The organism is Paraburkholderia sabiae (genome assembly GCF_030412785.1).
In the GTDB taxonomy this organism is placed as follows: Bacteria; Pseudomonadota; Gammaproteobacteria; order Burkholderiales; family Burkholderiaceae; genus Paraburkholderia; species Paraburkholderia sabiae.
Window position 1 is genome coordinate 2,110,088 of record NZ_CP125295.1, and the last position, 23,303, is coordinate 2,133,390.

Genomic DNA, 23,303 nt, shown 5'->3' on the forward strand with positions numbered 1-23,303 from the left:
GGAGCGCAGGCCATGAAAAAATTCATCAACAATGTCGACGACTTCCTGACTGAGAGTCTCGCCGGATTCGCCGCCGCGCACAGTGACCTCGTCGTACTCAATCACGAACCCGTATTCGTGCGGCGCAAGACGCTGAAGGCCGGCAAGGTTGCGCTGATTTCGGGCGGCGGCTCGGGACACGAGCCTTTGCACAGCGGCTTCGTGGGCTACGGGATGCTGGATGCGGCCTGCCCGGGGCAGGTGTTCACGTCGCCGACGCCCGATCAGATGATGGCGGCCGCCAAAGCCGTCGATACGGGCGCGGGCACGCTCTTCATCGTGAAGAACTATTCCGGCGATCTGATGAACTTTGAAATGGCGTCCGAGATGTCGGAACTGCCGAATGCGATGGTGCTGATCAACGACGACGTCGCCGTCGAGAATTCCAGCTACACGACGGGACGACGCGGCGTAGCGGGTGCCGTGATCGTCGAGAAGATGGTCGGCAGCCTCGCGGAAAGCGGCGCCAATCTCGAACAATGCAAAGCGTTCGGCGACCGGATCAACAAGCATACGGCGTCGATGGGCGTTGCTTTTTCGAGTTGCACGGTGCCCGCGGCGGGCACGCTGACGTTCAAGATCGGCGACGATGAAATCGAAGTCGGCGTCGGCATCCACGGCGAGCCTGGACGGCGACGCGCGAGTTTTGCCGCGGCCGACGCGATCGCTGGCGAACTGCTGACGGCGATCGTCGCCGACCTGAAACCGGCAAGCGATTCGAACCTGCTGGTCCTGATCAACGGGCTGGGTGGTACGCCGCTCGGCGAACTGTACCTGTTGTTCAATTCCGCCCGCTCATGGTTGCAGCAGCGCGATCTGAAGATCGCGCGCGTGCAGGTCGGCTCGCTAACGACTTCGCTGGAAATGGCGGGTGCGTCGATCACCTTGTGTGTGCTCGACGACGACATGACACGGCATTGGGATAGCCCGGTGCATACGCCGTCGCTGAGGTGGGGCGTGTAGCGGCTGGACGGACTGTTGGGTTGCGTGTGCGACTCATGCGTTCGCGGTCCGTTCCGAGGCTTTACTCAGCAATGCGCTTGAAACTGACGTAGTAATTGTCGGTGTAATAGCAGTCGCCCGTCTGCTTGCGCGGTCCACCGCAGACGACGCGGCGCAGCCCACGATCCGTCGCGCCAGGCGTGCGCACCGTGTACGTGTGGTAGTAGCCGCGCGGATGCTGCGGCAGCAATCCGGCGCTGTTGCGGAACAGCACGCCGTCCTCGCCGAAAGGGTAAGGGCCGCCTGCCTTGATGAGGCGCAGCGTTTCGGCGGCTTCTCCTGGCAACTGGGTTTTGGTGATGGTGCCAAGCGTGCCCGGCGTTTGCGCGCCCGAGGCGGCGAGGGTGTCGCTTGCGCCCACGCCTGATGCAACGGGTGCCGAGCTCGCGGATGCGCCCGATGCCTCCGTGACGTTTCCCGATCCTCCCTTGTTGCATCCGACGAGGGCTGCACAGAAGGCCACGGACATGGCCACGGCGCAGGAGAAAGCCAGCGCTCTCTTCACGAAACGGTTCTCCCTTCGTTGACCAGCATTCGACGACCAGGATAGCTGTAAAGGTATCGCTATTGGCGGATCGAATCAACGTGGAGCCGGAGACGGCAGTTTTTACACGCCGGCCACGCCGCCATGCAGCGGGACCGTTGCAGACGAAACCCGCTTTAAAACCATTGCCTGAATTCTCTAAGCCCTCATCGTTTCGGCTATCGGATCGAATAGCCATTCCGCATAGCTTTAATTCTATAAGTCAAATCCGTGACGCTCGGCGTCATACGCGAATGTTAAATATCGTCAGTAGAAGCAACGGCGCTTCTTACCGATTTCCTTTAAATCATTAAATCGACAAGTAACTACGCCCGCCTGCAAAAACCTATTAAAAATACGATTGCTGCAATCGTCTGAACTTCTGTATTATCGCGCGGTGGCGCGGGGCGCAATTGAGTAAAAAAGAGGCATTATGGGGGCGCAAGATACGATTGCGGCGATTACAGGCGGACTCGCGCAGGATAATCGGCTGCTAAAACTGGATACGCCGCTCGGCGCCGACATGCTCGTGCCGCAAAGGCTTGTCGGACATAGCCGTCTCGGGCGCGACTTCACATTTACCGTCGATGTCGTTTCCGTTAATGACGGCATCGAACTCAAATCGCTGATTGCGCAGTCCGTCACGCTGTGGATGCAGCAGGCCGACCAGTCCTATTCGCCGCATCACGGTTATATCCATACTGCGCGCCGGCTCGGTTCCGATAGCGCATTGACCAGCTATCAGATCGGCTTTACTTCGTGGATGCATTTTCTGCGCTTCCGCAAAGATGCCAGGATCTGGCAGGATAAAACCGTCGATGAGATTCTCACCGACGTATTTAATGCGCATAACCAGGCGCAAGGCGCATTTCGCTTCGCGTTGAGTAAGCCGTTGTCGGCGCATTCATTCTGCGTTCAATACGAAGACGACTGGAATTTCTGTCAGCGGCTCATGGAGCGCGAAGGCCTGTTCAGCTATTTCGAGCAGGCGGCCGACGGCAAGTCGCACACCCTCGTTATCACCGACGACATCGCCACGCTGCAACCGGCGGCGCCGCAGCAAATCGGTTTCTATCGCGCGGGCACGGCCAGCGAGACCAACGCGTTCACGCAATGGAGCGGCACGCGCACGCTGCAAAGCACGTCGCTGACCACGCGCACGTTCGACTACAAGTCTCCGGGAACGTCGGCGAATCCGAAGGGCACGTCCGTCCCGACCATGGCCACGCAAGGTGATCTGCCCGTGCAGGCCGAAGTGTACGAATACACGGGCGCCTACACGTACGGCAAGCAGGATCTCGGCGACCATCAGTCGACCGTACGCGTTGAGGAATGGGAATCGCGCGCGAAGCGTTTTCATGGTGCGGGCGCCGTGCGCGGCGTCGATACGGGGCGCTGGTTCGAACTGACGAATCATCCGGAGCACAGCGCGGGCGGCGCGCAGGAGCGCCAGTTCGCGGTCATCGAAGTCGAATGGGCGATCGAGAACAATCTGCCCGTGTCGGCGGGTACGACGGATTTTCCGCATAGCCTGAACGCGACGCTCGCGGCCGCGCGCGCCGAACATGGTGCGCAGGCGCCCATCGCCGTGAAGGCCAGCGACGGCAGCGAGGGCTTTTTCCTGACGCGTGTCGAAGCGCAGCGCAAGAGCGTCCAGTTCCGCAGCCCGGCCGAACATCACAAGCCGCGCATGCATCTGCAGACTGCGACGGTCGTCGGCCCGGAAAACGAAGAGGTCTACACCGACGAACTGAACCGCATCAAGGTGCGCATGCACTGGGACCGGCTGAATCCCGGCGACGAAAACGCGTCGTGCTGGATGCGCGTCGCGCAATCGGATACGGGCGGCGGTTACGGCTCCGTGCATGTGCCGCGTATCGGCGAAGAAGTGATCGTATCGTTTCTCGATGGCGATTGCGATCGGCCGATCGTCACCGGCCGCGTCTACAACGGCTCGAAAACGCCGCAGTGGCATTCGAACGGCATCCTGTCGGGCTACCGGTCGAAGGAGTATCAGGGCAGCGGCTACAACCAGCTCGTGATGGACGACGCGACCGGCCAGAACCGCGCCCAGCTCTACAGCTCGAGCACGAACGCGCAGTTGCATCTCGGCTATCTGATCGCGCAGAACGGCAACAGCCGCGGCGCGTATCTCGGCAGCGGCTTTGCTCTCAGTTCGGATGCGTATGGCGCAGTGCGCGCCGCGCAGGGCATGTACCTGTCGACGCATCCGTCGACAGGCGTATCGAGCCAGCCGCTCGACGTGCGCGACGCGAGTACGCAACTCAACAACGCGCAAAGCGTAATCGACGCGCTGTCGGAGGCCGCGAGCGCGCATCAGGCCGAGAATCTGCAGGATGGCCACGCGAGTCTGAAGTCGTTCACCGACGCCACGCAAAACAGCGTAACGGGCGCCGCAGCGAACGGCGACAGTGCAGCGGGCGGTAACACGGCGGGCGGCGGCACAGGCAGCGCGAACGCGTTCAAGGAACCCGTCATGTTGATGGCGTCGCCTGCGGGCATCGCGCTGTCGACGCAAGACACCGCGCATCTGACGGCCAACGAGCACATCAATCTGGTGAGCGGCCAGAGCACGCATATCGCCACGGGCAAATCGCTGCTCGCGAGCGTCAGCGAAAAGATCAGCCTCTTCGTGCAGAACGCGGGGATGAAGCTGTTCGCCGCGAAGGGCAAGGTCGAGATCAAGGCACAGTCCGACAACGTCGAACTCACCGCGCAAAAGACGCTGCGCCTGCTCTCCGCCACCGAAACGATCGAAGCCGCCGCCGATCAGCAGATCCTGCTCACGAGCGGCGGCGCGTATATCCGCATTTCGGGCGGCAACATCGAAATCCATGCGCCCGGAGCGATCGATATCAAGGGCGCGCAGCACAGCTTCAACGGACCCGCGAGCCAGGGTTATCCGCTGCCGTCGGCTCGTCCGGATCAGCCGGGGCAGCTCGAACTGCTGCATCAGTATGCGAACGGCGAAGCCGTTAAGGGCGGGCAGTTCTCCGTGCTGGACGCGAACGGCGGCGTGCTGCGTCAGGGCGCACTCGATGCGAGCGGGCGCACGACCGTCAGCGGTTTGCCGCCGGGCGTCGCGCAGGTGAAGTTCGGCATCGATCCGCGCGACCCGTCGCAACCGGCGAACTACTTCAAGAGCCTGAAATGGCCGGCTGATACGACGGCGTCGGGCGATGGATCGGCGGCAGCGTCTCAGATGGCGTCGTTCCTGCCGGCTGCGGGTGGTGCGGGTGCCGCGAGCAGTGCCGCAAGTTCTGCCGCAAGCACAGGTGCATCGCAACTCGCCGGCATGGCAAGCACAGCAAGCCAGGCCGCACAAATGGCAAAAATGGCGCAGACCGCGACACAAGACGGCGGTCTCGCCTCACTGGCGACATCGCAGGCGTCGGGCCTCGCACAAGGCGCGATCGCGAAAGCGTTGCCGTCGAGCGCGAGCACCGCGCTGTCGCAAGCCAGCCAGGTAGCCAGCGCGGCGAAGCAGGTCAGCTCGATCGCCGACGCGGGCCGCAGCGCAGCGCCCGCCATCAAGAGCATCGTCTGAGTTCGCATCGACCTTTTCATTCTGCGCATCACTGACAAGAACCATGAGAAATGCTGCTGCACTGCTCGTCACAGCCGTCGTCGCCTTCGACGTCCACGCCGCGAGCGAAATCAAGGTCAACGCCGCGCAACTCGCCGAACAGTTCAGCAGCGGCGCGTCGTCGACCTCGGACATCGCATCGAACTACGTGGATCGGCGCGTCGCGCTGACGGGCACGCTGCTCTCGCTCGACGAGGGCTTCACGGGCGATGTCGTCGGCAAGCTCGGCGACGATCCGGACCAGGCGGTGCGCGTCGCGTTCGCCAATCCGGCGGCCGTCGCGAAGATACGAAAGCGCGTCGGACAGACCGTGACCCTGCATTGCGTCGGCGCGTTTTCGACCGGCTTTGCGACCGCCACCGCCTGCAGGCCCGACTGACGCCATGATCTCTATCCGACGCGCCATGCGTGGCGCCGCCGTGCTCGGCGCAATCACGGCCATCACGGCACCGATGCCCGCCCACGCGCAATCGGCTGCCGATCTGCGCACGATGGCCGATTTCATCGAATGCAAGCTCGACCCGCAACAGATTCCGCGCTTCATCGCGCGCGTCGATACGAACGCGGTGCCTGGCCTCGCGAACCAGCTCGGGCAACCCGATGCAATCGATCTCGGCTGGCAAACACAGAAGCCGATCGAAGCGTGGGGCGTGCAGTCGAAAGTCGTCGCGCTGCTGTCGCCGCGCCAGATGCTGATCGCGATTCCCGCGCCGAAGGGCGGCGAAATCGACGCGGGCAAGCAGTGGGCAGAACGCATCGGCGGCATGCACGAAAGTGCGGGGACGGTGTCGATGCGGGAGCACATGAACTGGCGCGGCGTCGACTATCGCAAGGCGGGCGGCGGCCGGGAAATCCGCCTGCTCGTCGATCAAAAGGAAACGCCAGGCTGGATTCTGCTGGGCTGCAAGTACAACGACGCTTCTGTCGTCAATTTTTGAACCGGACTGACTTCGTATGTGCGCCGCTGCCGTGACATCCCAATCCGCTATTGCAACCGAAGTGGCCATCGCGCCGCTCGTCACGTTCACCAAAGAAGACGTCGGCTCCGCGCTCGAAGAATTCGACGCGTGGCTGCGCAGCGTCAGCGACGGCTATATCACGCTCGAACGCGTGAAGGATCTCGCGAACGCGGTGCCTGTCGTGTCGAACATTCTGTCGGCGATCGATGTCGTGATGGACATCAAGCGGCTGATCGAAGCCGAGGTCCGCGATCTGTTCGATTACCTGAATCTCGGCATCGACCTGATCGGCGTCATTCCGATTCCGCCTGTGATGGGCGAATTCCGCATGGGTGCGCGGCCGCTGCTGAAGCTCGCGCGCGAAGAACTGATCCGCAGCGGCAAGGCCGTTGCCGAAGCGGGCGGGCAGATGATCGCCGACACGATCATCTCCGTGCTCGTCGCGCACATCAGCGCGAAGTTCGCGGGCGAGATCGACAGCTTCGTCAAGGAGATCAAGGCGCGCGTCGCGCAACTGCTCGACGATTGCGCGAATCACGCGCAGAAGCTGCTCGAAGGGCTCGCGCAGATTTTCGAGGGCGCGGCGTCAGGGCGTCTGTTCGACACGTCGGGCAACTATCGCGCGGCCGACAAGCATCTGCACGAAGCCGGCGAAGCGTTCGCCGCGCACGACGCGGGCAAGATCGCCGACAGCGTGTGGTCGTATCTGAAGGACGGCACGAAAGTGTTCGTGAAAGACGCGGCGAATCTCGCCACGCGCGCCGTCAACGAAATTTCGCCGTCGACGAACCAGCAGTTGATGCACATGGCGACGCAGGCGCGTCACGCGATTCCCATGGTCACGCAGAAGATCAAGGGGCTCAACAGCTCGGACGTCGGCGGCATGCTGTGGCTGATCGACGCGCTGCTGCAAGCCGTGGCGAAGTGGCGCGAGAAGCACGGCGGCAAGGGCGCGCAGACGGTCGGCATCAAGGAAGCGGGCAAGGTCGAAGCGGAACTGAAGAAGACGGAAGGCGAACTGGAGACCATCGGCAAGCAGGCGAAGGCGAAGCATCCCGGACCGAACTGCAAGAGTTGTTCGGCGGGCCGCAGCGCAGGGTCGATCGGCTATGCGCTTGGCGACGAACGCTTCGAGCATGAAGATTTCATGTTGCCCGGCGCGATGCCCATTATCTGGCAGCGCACCTACCGCTCGTTTCTCGATGCCTACGATCACGGCGAACTCGGCGCGCGCTGGATCACGCCGTACACGACGCGCTTCGATATTCACGCGGCCAAACTGGTGTATCACGATCCGAGCGGCCGCAGCATCGACTATCCGTTGCTCAAGGCAGGCGATACGCACGACGACCTGGGCGAAGGCGTGACGCTCGCGCAACTCGACGAACAATGGCTGACCGTCACGCGCGGCCATGAGCTGATGGAAGCGTACGAGAAACACGGCGACGCATTCCGGCTCGGTTTCATCAAGGACCGCAGCGGCAATCAGATCACGTTCGACTATACGAAGGATCACCACCTGTCGCGCCTGATCGCGGCGCAAGGCGTGATCGCGTTTTCGCACGACAGCGCAGGGCGCATCGTCGAGGCCGCGCACTACGATAACGAAGGCGAGCGCGTCGGCACGCTCGCTACGTACACATACGATCGCGAAGGCGATCTCGTCGCGGCCGCCGATCGTTACGGCAATCGCCGCGAATATGCGTACGCGCATCATCTCGTGACGCGCTATACCGATCGCACCGGTCGCGGCATGAATCTCGAATGGGACGGCACGGGGCCGAAAGCGCGCTGCGTGCACGAGTATGCCGACGACGGTACGAACGAAACGCGCCTCGCGTGGCATCCCGAGATTCGCCTCGTCTACGTGACGGACGGTCTTGGCAGCATGACGCGCCACTATTACGACATCGACGGCTACACGTATCGGATCGTTCATCCCGATGCGCGCGAAGAGTGGTTCTATCGCGATGCGAATCATCATGTGACGCAACGCATCTATCCCGATGGCACGGTCGCGCGCTTCGCGTATGACGCACGCGGCAATCTCGTCGAACAGGTTCGTCCTGACGGCAGCGTCGTACGCATGGAGTACGACGCGAAGGATCAGATGACGACGATCGTCGATCCGCAAGGCTTTCGCTGGGAACGCGAATACGACGACAAGGGCAATGTCGTTGCGCAGATCGATCCGCTCGGACGCGAGACAAAGTACACGTACAACGGCGCAGGTCTGCCGACGCAGATCACCGACGCAAAAGGCGGCGCGAAGACGCTGGCCTACGACGCGAATGGTCAGCTGACGAGCTACACGGATTGCTCGGGCAAAACCACGCAATGGACGTACGACGCGCACGGCCGCCTGCTCGAAGCAACCGATGCCGCGGGACATAGCACCGTTTACCGCTATGGCGCGAACGGCCAGTTGAGCGCCGTGGTCAAACCGTCCGGCATCGAGCTTATGGAGCACGATGGCGAAGGCCGTTTGACGGAGCACGCCGATCCGTCGAGAGCGACCACGCGTTACGGATACGATGCGGCTGGCCGTATCGCGTATCGCACCGACGCGCTCGGCCAGACGCTCGCGTATCGCTACGATCGCCTCGGTCGCCTGAGCACACTCGAAGACGCGAATCACGCGACGTATCGGCTGTTCTACGATCCCGTGAGCCGACTCACGGCCGAGATCGGTTTCGACGGCAAGGAAACGCGCTACGAATACGATGCGGCGAGCAGCAAGCTGATTGCAATTGATGAAGCGGGCGCAGTGACGCACCTCGAATACGATCGCGCGGGACGCCTGGCGCGCCGTGTGGCGGGCGGCGATGAAGAGTCGTTTGCATACGACGCGGGCGGCCGGCTTGCCGAAGCGCGCAACGCGCACTGCCGCGTGCAGCACTTCTACGATGCCGTCGGCAATCTGATTCGCGAGCATCACGCGTATGAGCTGTTCGGCGCGAAACGCAGCTATGTATGGCGTCACGAGTACGACGAGATCGATGCGCGCGTCCGCACGCAGCGGCCCGACGGCCACACCGTCGACTGGCTGACGTATGGCGCGGGTCACGTGCACGGCATGATGCTCGATGGCCGCGAACTGGTGCAGTTCGAACGCGACGATCTGCATCGCGAGATTCAGCGCAATTTCGCGAGCCAGCTTGAACAGCGCACGAAATACGATGCCGCGGGGCGCATCGTCGAACAAAGACTTGCGCGCGCGAGCGCGCCGGGCCATGTCGCCGAACGCCGCTATGGTTACGATCCGGCAGGACAACTCACGCACATCGACGACAGCCGTCAGGGGCCGACGACGTATCGCTACGATCCCGTCGGCAGGCTGCTCGAAGCGCTGAGCCCGATGGCGAAAGAACAGTTCGCGTTCGATCCCGCCAGCAACATCGGCTATCCCCATGCGGGTACAACAACGTCGAGCGCGTCGAGCACACTTTCCACGCAGATTCCGAAGACGCTCGGTAATCTGCTACAGGACTACGCGGGCACGCATTTCGACTACGATGCGCGCGGCAATCTGATCGGACGGCGTTCGCCCGGCAGCGCGCAGCGTTATGAGTGGGATGGTTTCAACCGGCTGATCGGCGCGCGTGTCGATGAACCGGCTGCGTCGCGCGAGGCGCGCTATTTCTACGATCCGTTCGGCCGGCGCATTGCGCGGCAGGTCGATCGCGTGCAAACGATTTTCGGCTGGGACGGCGACACGCTCGCCTTCGAAAGCAGCGGCGCGCACAGCATTCACTTCGTCTACGAAGCGGGGTCGTTCACGCCGCTCGCACAATATGCGGGAACAGCCGTCGAAGGCATCGAGACGCCGCAATGGAAGTCCACCGATCGCTACGCGCCCGAAGACGATCCGTTGATGCAACCGCCTGCTGCCAACGCGCCTGCGTCCGCGCTGTTTTACCACTGCGATCAGATCGGCACGCCGTTGATGATGACGGACGAGCGCGGCGATATCGTCTGGGAAGCACGCTACAAGGCGTGGGGCGAGACGATCGCCGTCGATGCGCGCGCGTCGCATATCACGCACGTGCCCCCGCAGAATCCGATCCGTTTCCAGGGACAGCAGTTCGACGACGAAACAGGTCTCGCCTACAACCGCTATCGATACTACGATCCGCGCACCGGTCGGTACATTTCACAAGAGCCGATCGGCTTGCTCGGCAACACCAATCCGTATCAGTACGCGCCGAACCCGACCGACTGGATCGATCCGCGCGGACTCAAGGGCAAGAAGGCGCAGGCATCGGGACAGGCCTGTTGCAGCCCGAACCCGTGCGAAGGAAAGGACCCCGCGAAGGAAGCACGCGGCTGGCAGGGCACGGCGCCGTACAAGGGTGTGGACTCGTATCAGAACACCGTGCTCAAGCGCGGCACCGTGCTGTACTCGCTGTATCCGGGCGGTGCGCCGGGCTATGCGGTGACGATCGGATCGTTGCGGCAGGCAGCGGGCAGCTCGGAGAAGTTTCACGATCTGGTTCAGGTGACGCCGGGTGTCGACGGCGACGGTAATCCGCGCGCACGCCGCACGCAGGTTCGCGCGTACTTCGTGACGAAGGATATCTGCGTCGCAAAGGGACGCGCGATGGCCAATCCTACGTTCGACGGCGTCAAGGACGATCACGTGTATCCGGGCGGCGGCCTGCAGTATTTCATTCCGCCATCCGAGAAAGTGCATCTGACGCCTGGTATCATCAGGAACATTTGACGCAGAGGCCGGCTAGGGCAGACACACGGGATCGACACGATGACGAAGAAAAACACGGCGGCCTTGTGCCCGGAACTGGCGGCCATTCTCGCGAACGAACTCGCGCAGGGGAACCGGCTGAAAGATGGGCCCAACAAGGCCGACTGGCCCGAACCCGGCTCCATATTCGCGGCGCTCGAATTCGATCTGCGTAGCGATCCGTCGAGCTTTCCGGAGTCCGTAAGGCACTCGATCTGCCGCGATCTGCATTACGGCTGGCATGACGAGTGTTATTGCACGATTCACCGTCATCTGCTGGTCGCGGGAGAAACGCATCATCCTTGATGGGTTCGCGAGGCAAGCTCCTTGCTAACGCTACGGGCAGGGTGCGGGCAGGGTGCGCGGTACGGCGCTTGCTCGATTCATGGTCAGGGCAGACGACCATCGTCTGTGTCGATATCCAATCCGATCAAGGAGGATCCGATCATGAAGAAGGCAACCAGCGCAGTCGTCGCGGCACTGGCCGCGCTCGCCCTGTCGGGCGGCGCTTTTGCACAGTCGACGGGCGGCACGGCCGCAGGCGGCGGCCAGTCGAGCCACGGCAGCACATCGAGCCCCGCAACGAACCAGATGAACGACACGAACGGCGGATATGGCACACCTGGCAGCACCAACTCGGGTGCCGGTATGAGCGGGCAGATGAACCCGAACATGCAACAGACCCCGAACAATACGTCGACGCCTGCGCCGAAGACCAACAACACGTTGGCGACGCCTTCCGTCAAGTCGCCGGCTGACAGCAACTGATGCTGATTTAAGGCTATTTAAGGCTGTATGTGGCGCAGGGCGTAGATGTGATTGCGCCCTGCGTCCGCTATTGCTTGCGTCCTGATCAAAGTCCCGCGATCCGCGGCGGACCGTTTTCCCATCAATCTACGCATCGAGCCCGGCAAATCGCGCGAAGTGAACGAGCGGCTCGCGCGGAAGCTCGAGCCGATTCACGACGGCTTCCTCATCCGCATAGCCGAGCGACATTCCGCAAACCACTTCGTGGCCCGCTTCGACTTCGAGCTGCTGCGCAATGACTTCCTGGTAACGCGCGAACGATACTTGCGGGCACGTATCCAGGCCGCGCGAGCGGGCTGCGATCATGATGTTCTGGATGAACAGCCCGTAGTCGAGCCAGCTGTACTTTCTCAGTCGCGCATCGATAGTGAAGATCATGCCGATCGGTGCGCCGAAAAAATCGAAATTCCGGCCCGTTGCCCGATTGCGTCCGTCGACGTCCGCCTTGTCGATACCGAGTGCGCCGTAATAGCGCGAGCCGAAATCCTCCTGTCTTAGCCGATACGAGTCCGGCAAAGGATCCGGCATGTACTGCAGTTGCGGATGCGTTCCATCCGAGTGAGCACGCGCGAGCGCGTCACTGAGTCGCTGTTTGACGCTGCCTGCCAGCACATGCACACGCCACGGCTGCGTGTTCCCGTTGCTGGGCGCAGTACGCGCGACATCGAGAATATCGATCACGTCCTGCTTCGAAACGGCATCCGGACGAAACATCCGAACGGCTTTTCGCGAGCGGATCACGGAATCGACAATGTAGGTATCCGAATTCATTTGCACCGGTCTCCACGGTTTCAACATGTGCGGCCGATGATGCCACACGTCTCGCCGGATACCCGGTGAAAAACCTGCATCATGATCTTGCAGCAAACGGGATGTGGATACGCGAATGCAGGCGCGTCTACAACACCGCTTCGGCGACCAGTTGCAACGCGGGCGCAAGCTTCAGATACACATCCGGCCGCTCGAGCGCGTAAGTCAGATTGCGTTGCGCGATCTGCACGTGTTCCGTTGCAAGCGATTGCGCCCGCGCGCCTTCGCCGCGTTCCATCGCCTGCACGAGGCTGTGATGCTGCTGATGCGCCATGAAAAGCCACTGACGGCCTTCCTCGATGGCGGATTGCATCGGCAGCATCGCGCTGGCTGCGGCAAACGGCAGACGGTTGTTCATGTCGATCGCGCGGATCAGCGCCGCGTTGCCCGAACCTTCGACGATCAGCTTGTGAAAACGGCTGTTCATATCCGTGTAGGCAGCGTAATCGTCGAGATCGAGTTCGGACTTCGCGAGCAGGCGGTCGCCGGCGCGCAGACATTCGTTCAGACCGTTCGACAACTGACGCGGCACGCCGTGCTCGGCGACGAGGCGCGCAGCCATGCCTTCGAGATGCCCGCGCACGGCGATGGCATCGGCGATTTCAGCGGCCGTGATACGGCGCATCACGTAGCCTCCCGCCGGCGACGGCTCGACGAGACCTTCCTGTTCGAGCGTCGTGAGCGCGAGCCGGACGGGCGTGCGCGACGCCTGTAGCCGCTCCGCGAGCGCAACTTCGCCGAGGCGTTCTCCAGGAGCGAATTCGCCCTTGAGGATCAGGTCGCGCAGATACACCAACACACGTTCTTGCTGGGATTCCATTTCATTCTCCGGTGGCTTCGGCGGGCGCGATGCCTGCGCTGCTGGTTCGGCTGATTGTAGAGCATGAACTGCGATGGAGGGCGTTTCGTCGCCCGCTTTTTGGTTTAGATGTTTGTCTATGTATGCAACATGGCGTGATCACTCGTGTTTGTAGTCTGATGAAACCCTCCAGGGAAGATCCTGATGAGTTCGGATTAAATGTATATAAATCAATTAGATAATCTGATTTGTAAGCTCTTTTTGAGACTCTATGACCCACTTGCGCGGGAGACGATCTGCATACAAACATTGCCTTAATGAATTCTTGAGTCTATTCTTCGTGCTCATCAGGGGGCGTTCTGCATACAGCAACAAACCCCGTGCATTCACAGCAACCGGAGACAGGCCATGATGAGTTCGCAGCAAAACGACACGATCACGCGCGTAGGCAAGGGCACGCCAGCCGGGCAGCTTCTGCGCAATTACTGGCAGCCCGTCGCGCTCGTCGAGGAACTGCCCGCGCAGCGTCCCGTTCGCGCGGTGCGGTTGATGGGCCAGGATTTCGTCGTGTTCAAGGACGAGCAGGGCCGCTACGGCATGCTGGATCGCGATTGCCCGCATCGTGGCGCGGATCTGGCAGCGGGCCGTCTCGAAGCGGGCGGTCTGCGTTGCGCCTTTCACGGGTGGCTCTTCGACGTCGAAGGACAGTGCCTGTCGACGCCGGGCGAACCCGTCGGCAGCACGCTCTGCAAGAAGGTGCGGCAGAGCGCGTATCCCGTGGTCGAACGCAGCGGCATCCTGTTCGCGTACATCGGCGGCGGCGAGCCACCCGCGTTTCCGAACTTCGACTGCTTCGCCGCGCCGGGCGAGTACACGTTCGCGTTCAAAGGCCTCTTCGAATGCAACTGGCTGCAGGCGCTCGAAGTCGGCATCGATCCGGCGCACGCGTCGTTTCTGCATCGCTTCTTCGAAGACGAAGACGTGAGCGAGAGCTACGGCAAGCAGTTTCGCGGTGCGTCGGCGGATTCGGATATGCCGATCACCAAGGTGCTGCGCGAATTCGAATCGCCGGAAATTCTCGTCAGCCCCGCCGATTACGGGCTTCGCCTGATCGCAAAGCGCCCGCTGAACGACGCGCAGACACACGTGCGCGTGACCAACGTCGTGTTCCCGCAGGCGTTCGTGATTCCGATGAGCGCGGAAATGACGATCACGCAATGGCACGTGCCCGTCGACGACGAAAACTGCTACTGGTACGCGATTTTCACGAGCTTCGGCGCGCCGACCGACAAGGCGCAGATGCGCGAGCAGCGGCTTGAACTGTACGAACTGCCCGACTACACATCGCGCAAGAACAAACGCAATCACTACGGCTTCAACGCGGACGAGCAGCAGAGCCAGACCTACACGGGGATGGGCTTCGACATCAACGTTCACGACCAGTGGGCCGTCGAATCGCAGGGCGCGATCCAGGACCGCACGCGCGAGCATCTCGGTACGACCGACAAGGGGATCATCGCGTACCGCCGTCTGCTCGTCGATGCAATCGAAAAAACGCAGGCGGGCGAGAAGACCCTGATGATGATCGACGACCAGCAGGCCGCGCATCTGACAGGACCGGCGTCGATAGACGGCATCGGCCCCGCCGACGGCTGGGACGACTACTGGAAGGCCTCGGACGTGAAGCGTCGCGAAGCCGCGCCGTGGCCCGCACCGAAAGCCTGACGACGAATCCCGCAACCACAACGGAGCGCGCGGCCGTCGAGCGGCTGCGCGAAGCAACATGTCATTTGTCGAAACCCACGGCTTGTGGACGGACGACCAGCACACGGCTTATGCCGCGCTGCTCGAACGGCTGAAAGAAAGCGACGTGCAGGTGGTGCGTTTTTCGTTTCCCGATCAGCACGGACTGCTGCGCGGCAAGACGCTCGTCGTCGACGAAGCGATCCGCGCGTTCAAGAGCGGCGTCACGCTGACGAGCACGCTGCTCGCCAAAGATACGTCGCATCGCACGGTGTTCCCCGTGTTCACGGCGGGCGGCGGCTTCGATATGCCCGAGATGCAGGGCGCCTGCGACACGCTGATGGTCGCCGATCCCGAAACCTTTCGCGTGCTGCCGTGGGCGCCGCATACAGGCTGGGTACTGTGCGACGTGTACTTCGCAAATGGCCGGCCCGTGCCGTTCGCCACGCGTCATCTGTTCCGGCGCGCGCTCGAACAACTCGGCAATCACGGCTACGAATTCATGTCCGGCCTCGAAGTCGAGTTTCATGTCTTCAAGGTCACCGATCCGAACATGAAGCCCGAGCATTCTGGGCAGCCCGGCATTCCGCCCGATGTCGAACTGCTGTCGCATGGTTATCAGTATCTGACGGAGTTGCGCTACGACGCCGTCGATAGCGTGATGGAGATGCTCAGGCGCGGTATCGACGGACTCGCGTTGCCCGTGCGTTCGCTCGAAGTCGAATACGGCCCGAGCCAGTTCGAATTCACGTTTGCACCGACCAAAGGCATCAAGAGCGCCGACGACATGATCCTGTTTCGCAGCGCCGTAAAGCAGATTTGCCAGCGCAACGGCTATCACGCGACCTTCATGTGCCGTCCGCGCATTCCGAATGTCGTATCGAGCGGATGGCATCTGCATCAGTCGCTCGTGCATGTCGCCGACGGAACCAACGCATTCATGCCGACCGATCCAGGCGTGCCGCTTTCCGTGACCGGCCAGCGCTATCTCGCGGGATTGCTCGCGCATGCGCAGGGCGCCACGGCCTTGTCGACGCCGACCATCAACGGCTATCGGCGCTACCGGCCGTATTCGAATGCGCCCGATCGCGCGAACTGGGGATGCGACAACCGCGGTGTGATGCTGCGCGTGCTCGGCGGACCGAACGACTCAGCGACGCGCGTCGAAAATCGTGTCGGCGAACCGACCGCGAATCCGTATCTGTATTTCGGCTCTCAAGTGCTTTCGGGGCTCGACGGATTGCGGCGCAAGCTCGAACTGCCGGCGTCGGCGGATACGCCCTACGAAACGCAGGCCGATGCACTGCCGCGCACGTTGAGCGACGCCATTGCCGCGATGCGTACCGACGAATGTCTGCGCGAAGGCTTCGGCAGCGCGTTCGTCGATTACTTCTGCAAGCTCAAGCAGGCGGAGATCGACCGCTTCAATCTGGAAGTGACCGAGTGGGAACACCGGGAGTACTTCGAAACGTTCTGATGGCGTTCCCATCGAGGAGAGATTCATGCCTATCGTCACCTACATTCTGCGCGACGGCGAGCGCCGCGCAATCGACGTGAGCGCCGGCACCAGCGTGATGGAGGCCGCGATTCACAACAACGTGCGCGGCATCGATGCCGAATGCGGCGGCTGTTTGTCGTGCGCGACGTGCCATGTGTATATCGACGGATCGTCGACGGCGGAATTGCCGCTGCCCGATGAATCCGAACTGGAACTGCTGGACGGCGTGGCCGCCGAGCGCCGCCCCGAAAGCCGCCTGAGTTGCCAGCTCGTCGTGATGTCCGCGACGGATGGACTCGTCGTGCAGATTCCGCCTAAACAGGGATGATAAGGGTGACATCATGAAACGCACGCTGGTGATTGTCGGCGCGTCGTATGCGGGCGTTCAGCTCGCTGCGTCGGTGCGGGAACTCGGCTTCGACGACCGTATCGTGCTGCTCGGCGACGAGCCCGATGCGCCGTATCAACGGCCGCCGCTGTCGAAGGGTTTTCTGACTGGGAGCTTTGCGGAAGAGCGTTTGCCGCTGCGTTCGCAGGCTTTCTTCGACGAAGAAAACATCGAGTGGATGCCGTCGACGCGCGCAACCTTCATCGACCGCGAGCGACGCGAAATCGAACTGCACGACGGCTCGCGGATCGCATACGATCATCTCGCACTGACGACGGGCGCGCGCGTACGCAAGCTCGATTGTCCGGGCGCGTCGCTCGATGCCGTTCACTATCTTCGCGATCTGCGCGATGCAAAGCGGCTCGCGGAGACGGCGCGTTCGACGAAGCGCGCAGTTGTGATCGGTGGTGGTTATATCGGGCTGGAAGCGGCTGCGTCGCTGCGCCAGCAGGGACTCGACGTGACCGTCGTGGAAACCGAATCGCGTCTGCTCGCGCGCGTCGCGTCGCCCTGGATATCGGACTTCATGCTGCGCGCTCACGTGCAGCGCGGCGTCGCGTTCGAACTCGGCCGCAAGGTCGTGGCGCTGCACGACGCATACGGCGTCGTCTCCGTCGAACTGGACAACGGCACGCGTGTGCTGTGCGATCTCGTTGTAGTCGGTATCGGCGTGATTCCGAACACGGAACTCGCAGCGGACTGCGGACTGCACGTGGAAGGTGGCATTACCGTCGATGCCTGCGCGCGCACGGGCGATCCGCGGATCGTCGCGGCGGGCGATTGCGCATCGTTGGTCCCGCACTGGGCGCCGCCGGGCGGGCGCGTGTGCCGCATCGAATCCGTGCAGAACGCCAACGACCTGGCTAAGACGGCAGCGGCGTCGATTCTCGGCCGCTGCGAGCCGTATCGCGCGGTGCCGTGGTTCTGGTCCGATCAATATGACCTGAAGCTGCAGATGGCGGGCGTGAATTCGGGCTTCACCGACTTTGCCGTGCGTGGGTCTGTCGAAGAGAGGAAGTGTTCGCTGTTCTACTTCCGCGACAACACGCTGATCGCCGTCGACAGCATCAACCGGCCGCAGGATCACATGCTCGCCCGCAAGCTGCTCGCAAGCGGCGCGCATGTTCGCGCGGAAGAGGTACGCGATCCAGCGTTCGATCTGAAGTCACTCGTCAACGGCGACGCGCACGCTTTACGGGGCGCCGCATGATGCGTCCTCTCGTCGGCGTGGTGTGCGACCGCTTTTTCCTCGGCGAACACGATCTGCACAGCGCGAAGCACAGCTATGTCCGCGCGCTGATGACGGGCGCGAACGTGAGCCCCGTATTGATTCCCGCGACGCGCGACATCGAAACGTTCGACAGCTATCTCGACGCCTTAAGCGGGTTGCTGTTTCCGGGCGGCGCGTCCAACGTGGAAGCGCACCGTTATGGCGGGCAAGGAAGCGCCGACATGCTCGTCGATCCCGACCGCGATCACGTCGCGCTGACACTGATGCGCGAGGCTGCCGCGCGCGACATGCCGATGCTTGCGATCTGCCGCGGGTTTCAGGAACTGAATGTCGCGTTCGGCGGCAAGCTGCACACGGATATCCATGCGTGCGGACATTCCGCCGATCACCTCGAAGACCTCGCGGAAGATCTGCCCACACGCTATCGCTACCGCCACGAAATCGACATCTCGCCCGCAGGCATTCTGTCGACGCTCGCCAATGCGCCACGCGTGCGCGTGAATTCGCTTCATCGACAGGGCGTGGCAGCGCTAGCGCCGCGACTCGTGGTGGAAGCGCGCGCTCCGGATGGTTTGATCGAAGCCTGTCGCGTCGACGGGCATACGTTCGCGCTCGGCGTGCAGTGGCATCCGGAAGTGATGCTGGAACACGATGCGTTGTCGCTTGCGCTGTTCGAGGCATTCGGCGCGAGTTGCCGCGGCTATCGTTACTCGACACAACGAGCCGCTCATCAAGAGGCGTAGAACCATGGCAGCAGACCGTATCGACCTGAACCTGTTGCGCGTGTTCGACGCTGTTTTCGAAGACCGCAATCTCGCGCTCGCGGGCAAGCGCCTGCATCTGAGCCAGTCCGCAATCAGTCACGCGCTCGCGCGGATGCGCGATGCGCTCGGCGACGATCTGTTCGTGCGCACGGGCAAAGGCATGGAGCCGACCGTGCGCGCGCTCGGCATGGCGGCGCAGGTGCGCGGCGCGCTTCAGCAGATCCGCGCCGCGCTGGGCGTCGATGCATTCGATCCGCGCATCGCGCAACGCAAGTTCGTCGTCGCGGCGAACGACTACATCACGTCGCTGGTGCTCGGGCGTCTCAGTCAACGGCTGCACGCGGAAGCGCCGCTCGTGGATCTCGTGGTGCGGCCCTCGACGCGCCTCGATCTCGCGGGCCAGATCGACGTCGGCCGGATCGACATGGCGATCGGCATTTTCGCGGACGTCCCGACGCGTTTTCGCGGGACGACACTCTGGGAACAGACTGACGTCGTGCTGCATCATCGCGATCATCCCATCGCAGAGCACGCGGTCACGCGCGACGACCTGCTGGCCCATCCGCTTATTGCGATCTCGCAGGGCGGCGAAGAGGAGGGCGCCGTGAGCGGCTTTATCGTCGAGAGAGGGCTCGCGCGGCAATCGGAGATGTTCAATCGCGATGCGCTCAACCGCGCGTTCGCCGATCCCGCGGAGACGCCGCGTATGCGCATGTCCGTCGCGCACTCGCTCGCGCTTCCCGCGCTGCTTCGTCACAGCGACATGCTGGCGCTGGTGCCGTCGTCGCTTGGACGCGAACTGGAGCGTTACGGCGAACTGAAAATGTGTGCGACGCCCTATGCGTGTCCCGACGTCGCCGTGCGTGCCGTATGGCATGAGCGCAACGACGCCGACCCCGCGCTGCAATGGCTGCGCCATCAACTCGCCGATGTCGCGCGGCAGGTTCGAAGCTGCTGATCGACGCCGTTCAAGATCGGTATGCAAACAATTCACAGCGTGTCCGCTTCGCTGAAGCCCGCGTGAATTTCGTCGAAATAACCCTGAAAAACAGGGCTTTTTGATTCAACCCACGAGCATCGCGCGATGTCTTCGGCATCGCGCGACAGGCATCCGCGCGCCGCTTGCGTGATTCGCCGGGTTGTTGCCCGTATTTGGCGCTCTTAATCTGCGCCCGATAGATCGGCGAGCACGCAGCCCGCGCTGTCGTGGCGATGCCGACAGTTCAATCCCATCAGTGAGGATGCAATGGAAGAGACAAGGACTGTCGATGTACAGGCGCTCATCAACGCGCACCGTTTTTCCCGCTTTCAGTGGCTCGTGTTTGCGATGTGCTTCGTCATCGTGTTGATGGATGGCTTCGATACGGCCGCGATCGGTTTTATCGCGCCGTCGTTGCTGTCGGAGTGGCATATTGGCAAGGCGGCGCTCGCGCCCGTGCTCAGCGCGGCGTTGTTCGGACTCGCGTGCGGCGCGTTGCTGTCGGGGCCTTTGTCCGACCGATGCGGGCGTCGTATGGTGCTGACCGTGTCGGTGCTGCTGTTCGGCGCATCGTGTTTCGCTTCTGCGTTCTCACAGAACCTCGCCGAGTTGACCACGCTGCGCTTCGTGACGGGCGTCGGACTCGGCGCGGCCATGCCGAATGCCGTCACGCTGATGAGCGAGTTCAGCCCTGACGGGAAGCGCGCGACCATCGTCAACCTGATGTTCTGCGGCTTTCCATTAGGTGCGGCGTTCGGCGGATTTCTCGCCGCGTGGATGATTCCGCAGTTCGGCTGGCGCAGTGTGCTGCTGCTCGGCGGCGTGGTGCCGTTGCTGCTTGCCGTCGTGCTCGCGCTGCGTTTGCCCGAGTCGATCCGCTACATGGTGGCGAAGCATAAACCGACCGACAAGATTCGCAAGGTACTGGCGCGCATCAGTCCGGAAGTGCGTTCGGCACATGCTTTCGTCATGCAGGAAAACGTCAAGCATGCAGCGGGCGAGGGCGGCATGCGCATCGTGTTGTCACGTTCGCTCCTTCTCGGTTCCGTGATGCTGTGGCTGTGCTATTTCATGGGCCTCGTCATTTTCTATGGGCTCGTGAACTGGATGCCGGTGCTGCTCAAGGATGCAGGGCTGACGCCGCAGCGCGCCGCGCTCGTTTCCGCGCTGTTTCCGCTCGGCGGCGCGGGTACGGTGTTGTGCGGCATGCTGATGGACCGCTTCAATCCGAATCGCGTGGTGGCTGTTGCGTATGCGTCCGGTGCAATCGCCGTGTATGCGATCGGACAGGCGATGGGCAATATCGGTCTGCTGATGTGTGCGGTGTTTATCGCCGGTGTGCTGGTGAATACTGCACAGGCATCGATGCCTGCGCTGGCCGCGGCGTTTTATCCGACAGCGGGACGCGGCACGGGCGTCGCGTGGATGCTCGGAGTGGGGCGGTTCGGAGGTATCGCGGGCTCGTTTCTGGTCGCGGAGTTGTCGCGGCAGCAGGTCAGTTTGCCGGGCATTTTCACGGTCGTGGCGATTGCGGGTGCGGTATCGTGCGTGGCGCTGCTGATCAAACAGGCGACGGCTTCAAAGGAAGCGGTATCGGATGTGCCGGACGGCGAATCGCTGGCGCACTAAGAAAAACAGTTGCGGTAACGTCGATTGCTGCGAGCCTCGTTTGAGGCTCGCAGTACTTTTTTGTTTCATTGAACGGGCGGCTTGACGTCGTATGCAATACGTCCCGACGGCAGGAAGAACAGGGCGATCACTGCACCGCCTTTTGCCTCCGGAAAGTGATGGCTTCCAGGCGCAGGCGCGGTCCAGCCGCCATAGCACCAGCCGTTCGGACCCGCGAGCGCTGCGCCTTCGTTGAGCGGCACGACCATATTGAACTCGCCATACGGATGCGAGTGATAGTCGCCGCGAAACGCATCTTCCGGGTTGCTCTGCGTGTTGCCGGTGCTGTCGATCAACACGGCCGTGATGCTGAAATAGAACGTTTCGGCTGTAGGCGCGACGAGCCGCGCGCGGCGATACTTCGGGCCGGCGATTTCGACATCGGCGGCCCAGCCTTCTTCGACGCCGAGCGTAATGAGGCGCGCGAGATCCTTGTACAGATCGCTATCGACGCCGTACTTCGTGTTCAGCCATTGTTCGACGTCGGTGCCCGTCGTCATGTCTTTCACTTCCTTGAGGAAGGGCAGGCAACGTGCGACAAGCTGATCTTTGGTGCTCGCAACAGGGGCTTCGGACATTTCACTTTCTCCTTGATGTGATGGCCTTGCACAGCGTTCTTGCGTCATGCACGCGTTTCGGTGTGCGTCATGGCGATCTCAAGATGCCATAGCAAGGACACGCGAAAAAGCGAAACTCCTGCAACACCATACTGCACGTCATGCACATTACGATCGTGCACCTTGAACGCCGTGAGACGAGCCGTACGGAAACGTGTCTCTTGTGAGAACATGCGCACCACAAAAGATCACGCGGTTAGACAAGGCTATGCATTTCGGCGATTCCATCTTCTGGCGACTTCTTCCTCTCGTTCATGCGGGCGTGTTCGGCGCAACGGCTGTATTGGGCCGCATATGGATCGCGCGAACGAACCGGCACGACGCCGTGTCGTTTTCGCGCGAGCAGTCGGCACGCGATTTCGTCGCTCGATGCTTCTACTTCTGGCTTCCCGTTATCGACGGATTGTTTCTCGCGTTTTATGGGCTCACAGGTGAGCGTGGATCTGTGATCGCGAACCTGCTCGATAACGAGTTCATTCGATGGATTGGCGTCGCCTGCATGGCCATCGCGTTGATCTGGGTCGTGTGCTCGCAGGCCGCGATGGGCAGCGCGTGGCGCATGGGTGTAGATAGCCGCACGCCGACTGAACTGATCACGAAGGGACCGTTCGCGTTGTCGCGCAACCCGATTTATCTCGGCATTCGCGCGACGATACTCGGGCAACTCCTTATCGTGGGAAGCTGGCCCGTGTTTGCGATCTGGGCGATGTCGGAGTTGCTCGTGCAGGTTCAGGTCAGGTTCGAAGAAGAGCATATGTTCCGTTTGCACGCGCAACGTTACGCCGAATACTGCGCGCGAGTACGACGTTGGCTCTGATCGGCTGCGTGCAATTCGAGTCGTTCAATATGGGCTTGAATACATTTCAAGTTCGAGTTTGCCGTGCATTCACGCGAACGTATTGGCTCGATCGCAGTAGATTCGTCCCGCGTAATACGTTGTCGAAAGAAGATTCTCCAACGCTGTCACTCGAATCCGAGTAGCAACATCCTTCTGCCTTCGCATCGTCGCATCGACCGGTTTCGCAGCGTCGAGGTTTTCCCCGTTGTTGCTTTTATCGTCCAACCCTAATCTCCCGACATGCATTCATCCGGAGACGATCTGTTCGTCGTCCGAATTAATTATTCGAA

19 protein-coding genes are annotated in these 23,303 nt (G+C 62.0%); 15 read left to right on the top strand and 4 right to left on the bottom strand.

Annotation, left to right across the window (positions count from 1 at the left end; genetic code table 11):
* Window positions 1–12 precede the first annotated feature (12 nt).
* Entirely contained in the window at window positions 13–1,002 is a 990-nt protein-coding gene (gene dhaK / locus QEN71_RS09440) for a dihydroxyacetone kinase subunit DhaK (protein WP_201649306.1), read from the top strand.
* 61 nt (window positions 1,003–1,063) lie between these two features.
* Here dhaK and QEN71_RS09445 read toward each other — a convergent pair whose 3' ends face one another.
* The gene (locus QEN71_RS09445) at window positions 1,064–1,546 is read right to left on the bottom strand and encodes a ribonuclease (protein ID WP_201649305.1); all 483 of its coding nucleotides are present in this window, start codon (window positions 1,544–1,546) and stop codon (window positions 1,064–1,066) included.
* A 451-nt stretch (window positions 1,547–1,997) separates the two neighbouring features.
* Between QEN71_RS09445 and QEN71_RS09450 the strand changes: the two genes are divergently transcribed.
* From QEN71_RS09450 to QEN71_RS09475, 6 genes are all read left to right on the top strand, one after another.
* Entirely contained in the window at window positions 1,998–5,132 is a 3,135-nt protein-coding gene (locus QEN71_RS09450) for a type VI secretion system Vgr family protein (RefSeq protein ID WP_201649304.1), read from the top strand.
* A 43-nt stretch (window positions 5,133–5,175) separates the two neighbouring features.
* Window positions 5,176–5,550 carry a hypothetical protein gene (locus tag QEN71_RS09455; RefSeq protein WP_201649303.1) on the top strand — a complete coding sequence of 125 codons (375 nt, stop codon included), beginning with the start codon at window positions 5,176–5,178 and terminating at the stop codon, window positions 5,548–5,550.
* A gap of 4 nt (window positions 5,551–5,554) precedes the next feature.
* Window positions 5,555–6,109 (top strand): hypothetical protein, encoded by a 555-nt coding sequence (locus QEN71_RS09460; protein ID WP_201649302.1) that lies wholly within the window; start codon window positions 5,555–5,557, stop codon window positions 6,107–6,109.
* Window positions 6,110–6,140: 31 nt separating this feature from the next.
* Window positions 6,141–10,853: an RHS repeat-associated core domain-containing protein gene (locus QEN71_RS09465; RefSeq protein WP_233471732.1), complete on the top strand. Its 4,713-nt coding sequence runs from the start codon at window positions 6,141–6,143 to the stop codon at window positions 10,851–10,853.
* A 39-nt stretch (window positions 10,854–10,892) separates the two neighbouring features.
* Window positions 10,893–11,177 (top strand): hypothetical protein, encoded by a 285-nt coding sequence (locus QEN71_RS09470; RefSeq protein ID WP_201649300.1) that lies wholly within the window; start codon window positions 10,893–10,895, stop codon window positions 11,175–11,177.
* A gap of 141 nt (window positions 11,178–11,318) precedes the next feature.
* Entirely contained in the window at window positions 11,319–11,639 is a 321-nt protein-coding gene (locus QEN71_RS09475) for a hypothetical protein (RefSeq protein ID WP_201649299.1), read from the top strand.
* A gap of 126 nt (window positions 11,640–11,765) precedes the next feature.
* Here the strand turns inward: QEN71_RS09475 and QEN71_RS09480 are convergent, their stop codons facing one another.
* Together QEN71_RS09480 and QEN71_RS09485 are read right to left on the bottom strand one after the other, a co-directional pair.
* Window positions 11,766–12,449 (bottom strand): nitroreductase, encoded by a 684-nt coding sequence (locus QEN71_RS09480; RefSeq protein ID WP_201649298.1) that lies wholly within the window; start codon window positions 12,447–12,449, stop codon window positions 11,766–11,768.
* A gap of 127 nt (window positions 12,450–12,576) precedes the next feature.
* Complete coding sequence (locus QEN71_RS09485) at window positions 12,577–13,308, bottom strand: GntR family transcriptional regulator (RefSeq protein ID WP_201649297.1); 732 nt, start codon at window positions 13,306–13,308, stop codon at window positions 12,577–12,579.
* A gap of 387 nt (window positions 13,309–13,695) precedes the next feature.
* On the opposite strand from QEN71_RS09485, the gene QEN71_RS09490 reads away from it, so the two are divergent.
* The 7 genes from QEN71_RS09490 to QEN71_RS09520 all read left to right on the top strand — a co-directional run bounded on the left by QEN71_RS09490 (window position 13,696) and on the right by QEN71_RS09520 (window position 21,519).
* On the top strand, window positions 13,696–15,012 hold the full coding sequence (locus tag QEN71_RS09490) for an aromatic ring-hydroxylating dioxygenase subunit alpha (protein ID WP_201649296.1): 1,317 nt from the start codon (window positions 13,696–13,698) through the stop codon (window positions 15,010–15,012).
* 58 nt (window positions 15,013–15,070) lie between these two features.
* Window positions 15,071–16,507 carry a glutamine synthetase family protein gene (locus QEN71_RS09495; RefSeq protein WP_201649295.1) on the top strand — a complete coding sequence of 479 codons (1,437 nt, stop codon included), beginning with the start codon at window positions 15,071–15,073 and terminating at the stop codon, window positions 16,505–16,507.
* A gap of 25 nt (window positions 16,508–16,532) precedes the next feature.
* Complete coding sequence (locus QEN71_RS09500) at window positions 16,533–16,856, top strand: 2Fe-2S iron-sulfur cluster-binding protein (protein ID WP_201649294.1); 324 nt, start codon at window positions 16,533–16,535, stop codon at window positions 16,854–16,856.
* Window positions 16,857–16,869: 13 nt separating this feature from the next.
* Entirely contained in the window at window positions 16,870–18,126 is a 1,257-nt protein-coding gene (locus tag QEN71_RS09505; RefSeq protein WP_201649293.1) for an NAD(P)/FAD-dependent oxidoreductase, read from the top strand.
* Entirely contained in the window at window positions 18,123–18,890 is a 768-nt protein-coding gene (locus QEN71_RS09510; protein WP_233471731.1) for a gamma-glutamyl-gamma-aminobutyrate hydrolase family protein, read from the top strand. The genes QEN71_RS09505 and QEN71_RS09510 overlap by 4 nt, the downstream gene beginning before the upstream one ends.
* 4 nt (window positions 18,891–18,894) lie before the next feature.
* Entirely contained in the window at window positions 18,895–19,869 is a 975-nt protein-coding gene (locus QEN71_RS09515; RefSeq protein WP_201649292.1) for a LysR substrate-binding domain-containing protein, read from the top strand.
* A gap of 288 nt (window positions 19,870–20,157) precedes the next feature.
* Entirely contained in the window at window positions 20,158–21,519 is a 1,362-nt protein-coding gene (locus QEN71_RS09520; RefSeq protein ID WP_201649291.1) for an MFS transporter, read from the top strand.
* A gap of 65 nt (window positions 21,520–21,584) precedes the next feature.
* Here the strand turns inward: QEN71_RS09520 and QEN71_RS09525 are convergent, their stop codons facing one another.
* On the bottom strand, window positions 21,585–22,136 hold the full coding sequence (locus QEN71_RS09525; protein WP_201649290.1) for a 4-hydroxylaminobenzoate lyase: 552 nt from the start codon (window positions 22,134–22,136) through the stop codon (window positions 21,585–21,587).
* A 247-nt stretch (window positions 22,137–22,383) separates the two neighbouring features.
* On the opposite strand from QEN71_RS09525, the gene QEN71_RS09530 reads away from it, so the two are divergent.
* On the top strand, window positions 22,384–22,992 hold the full coding sequence (locus QEN71_RS09530; protein WP_201649289.1) for a methyltransferase family protein: 609 nt from the start codon (window positions 22,384–22,386) through the stop codon (window positions 22,990–22,992).
* Window positions 22,993–23,303: the final 311 nt, after the last annotated feature.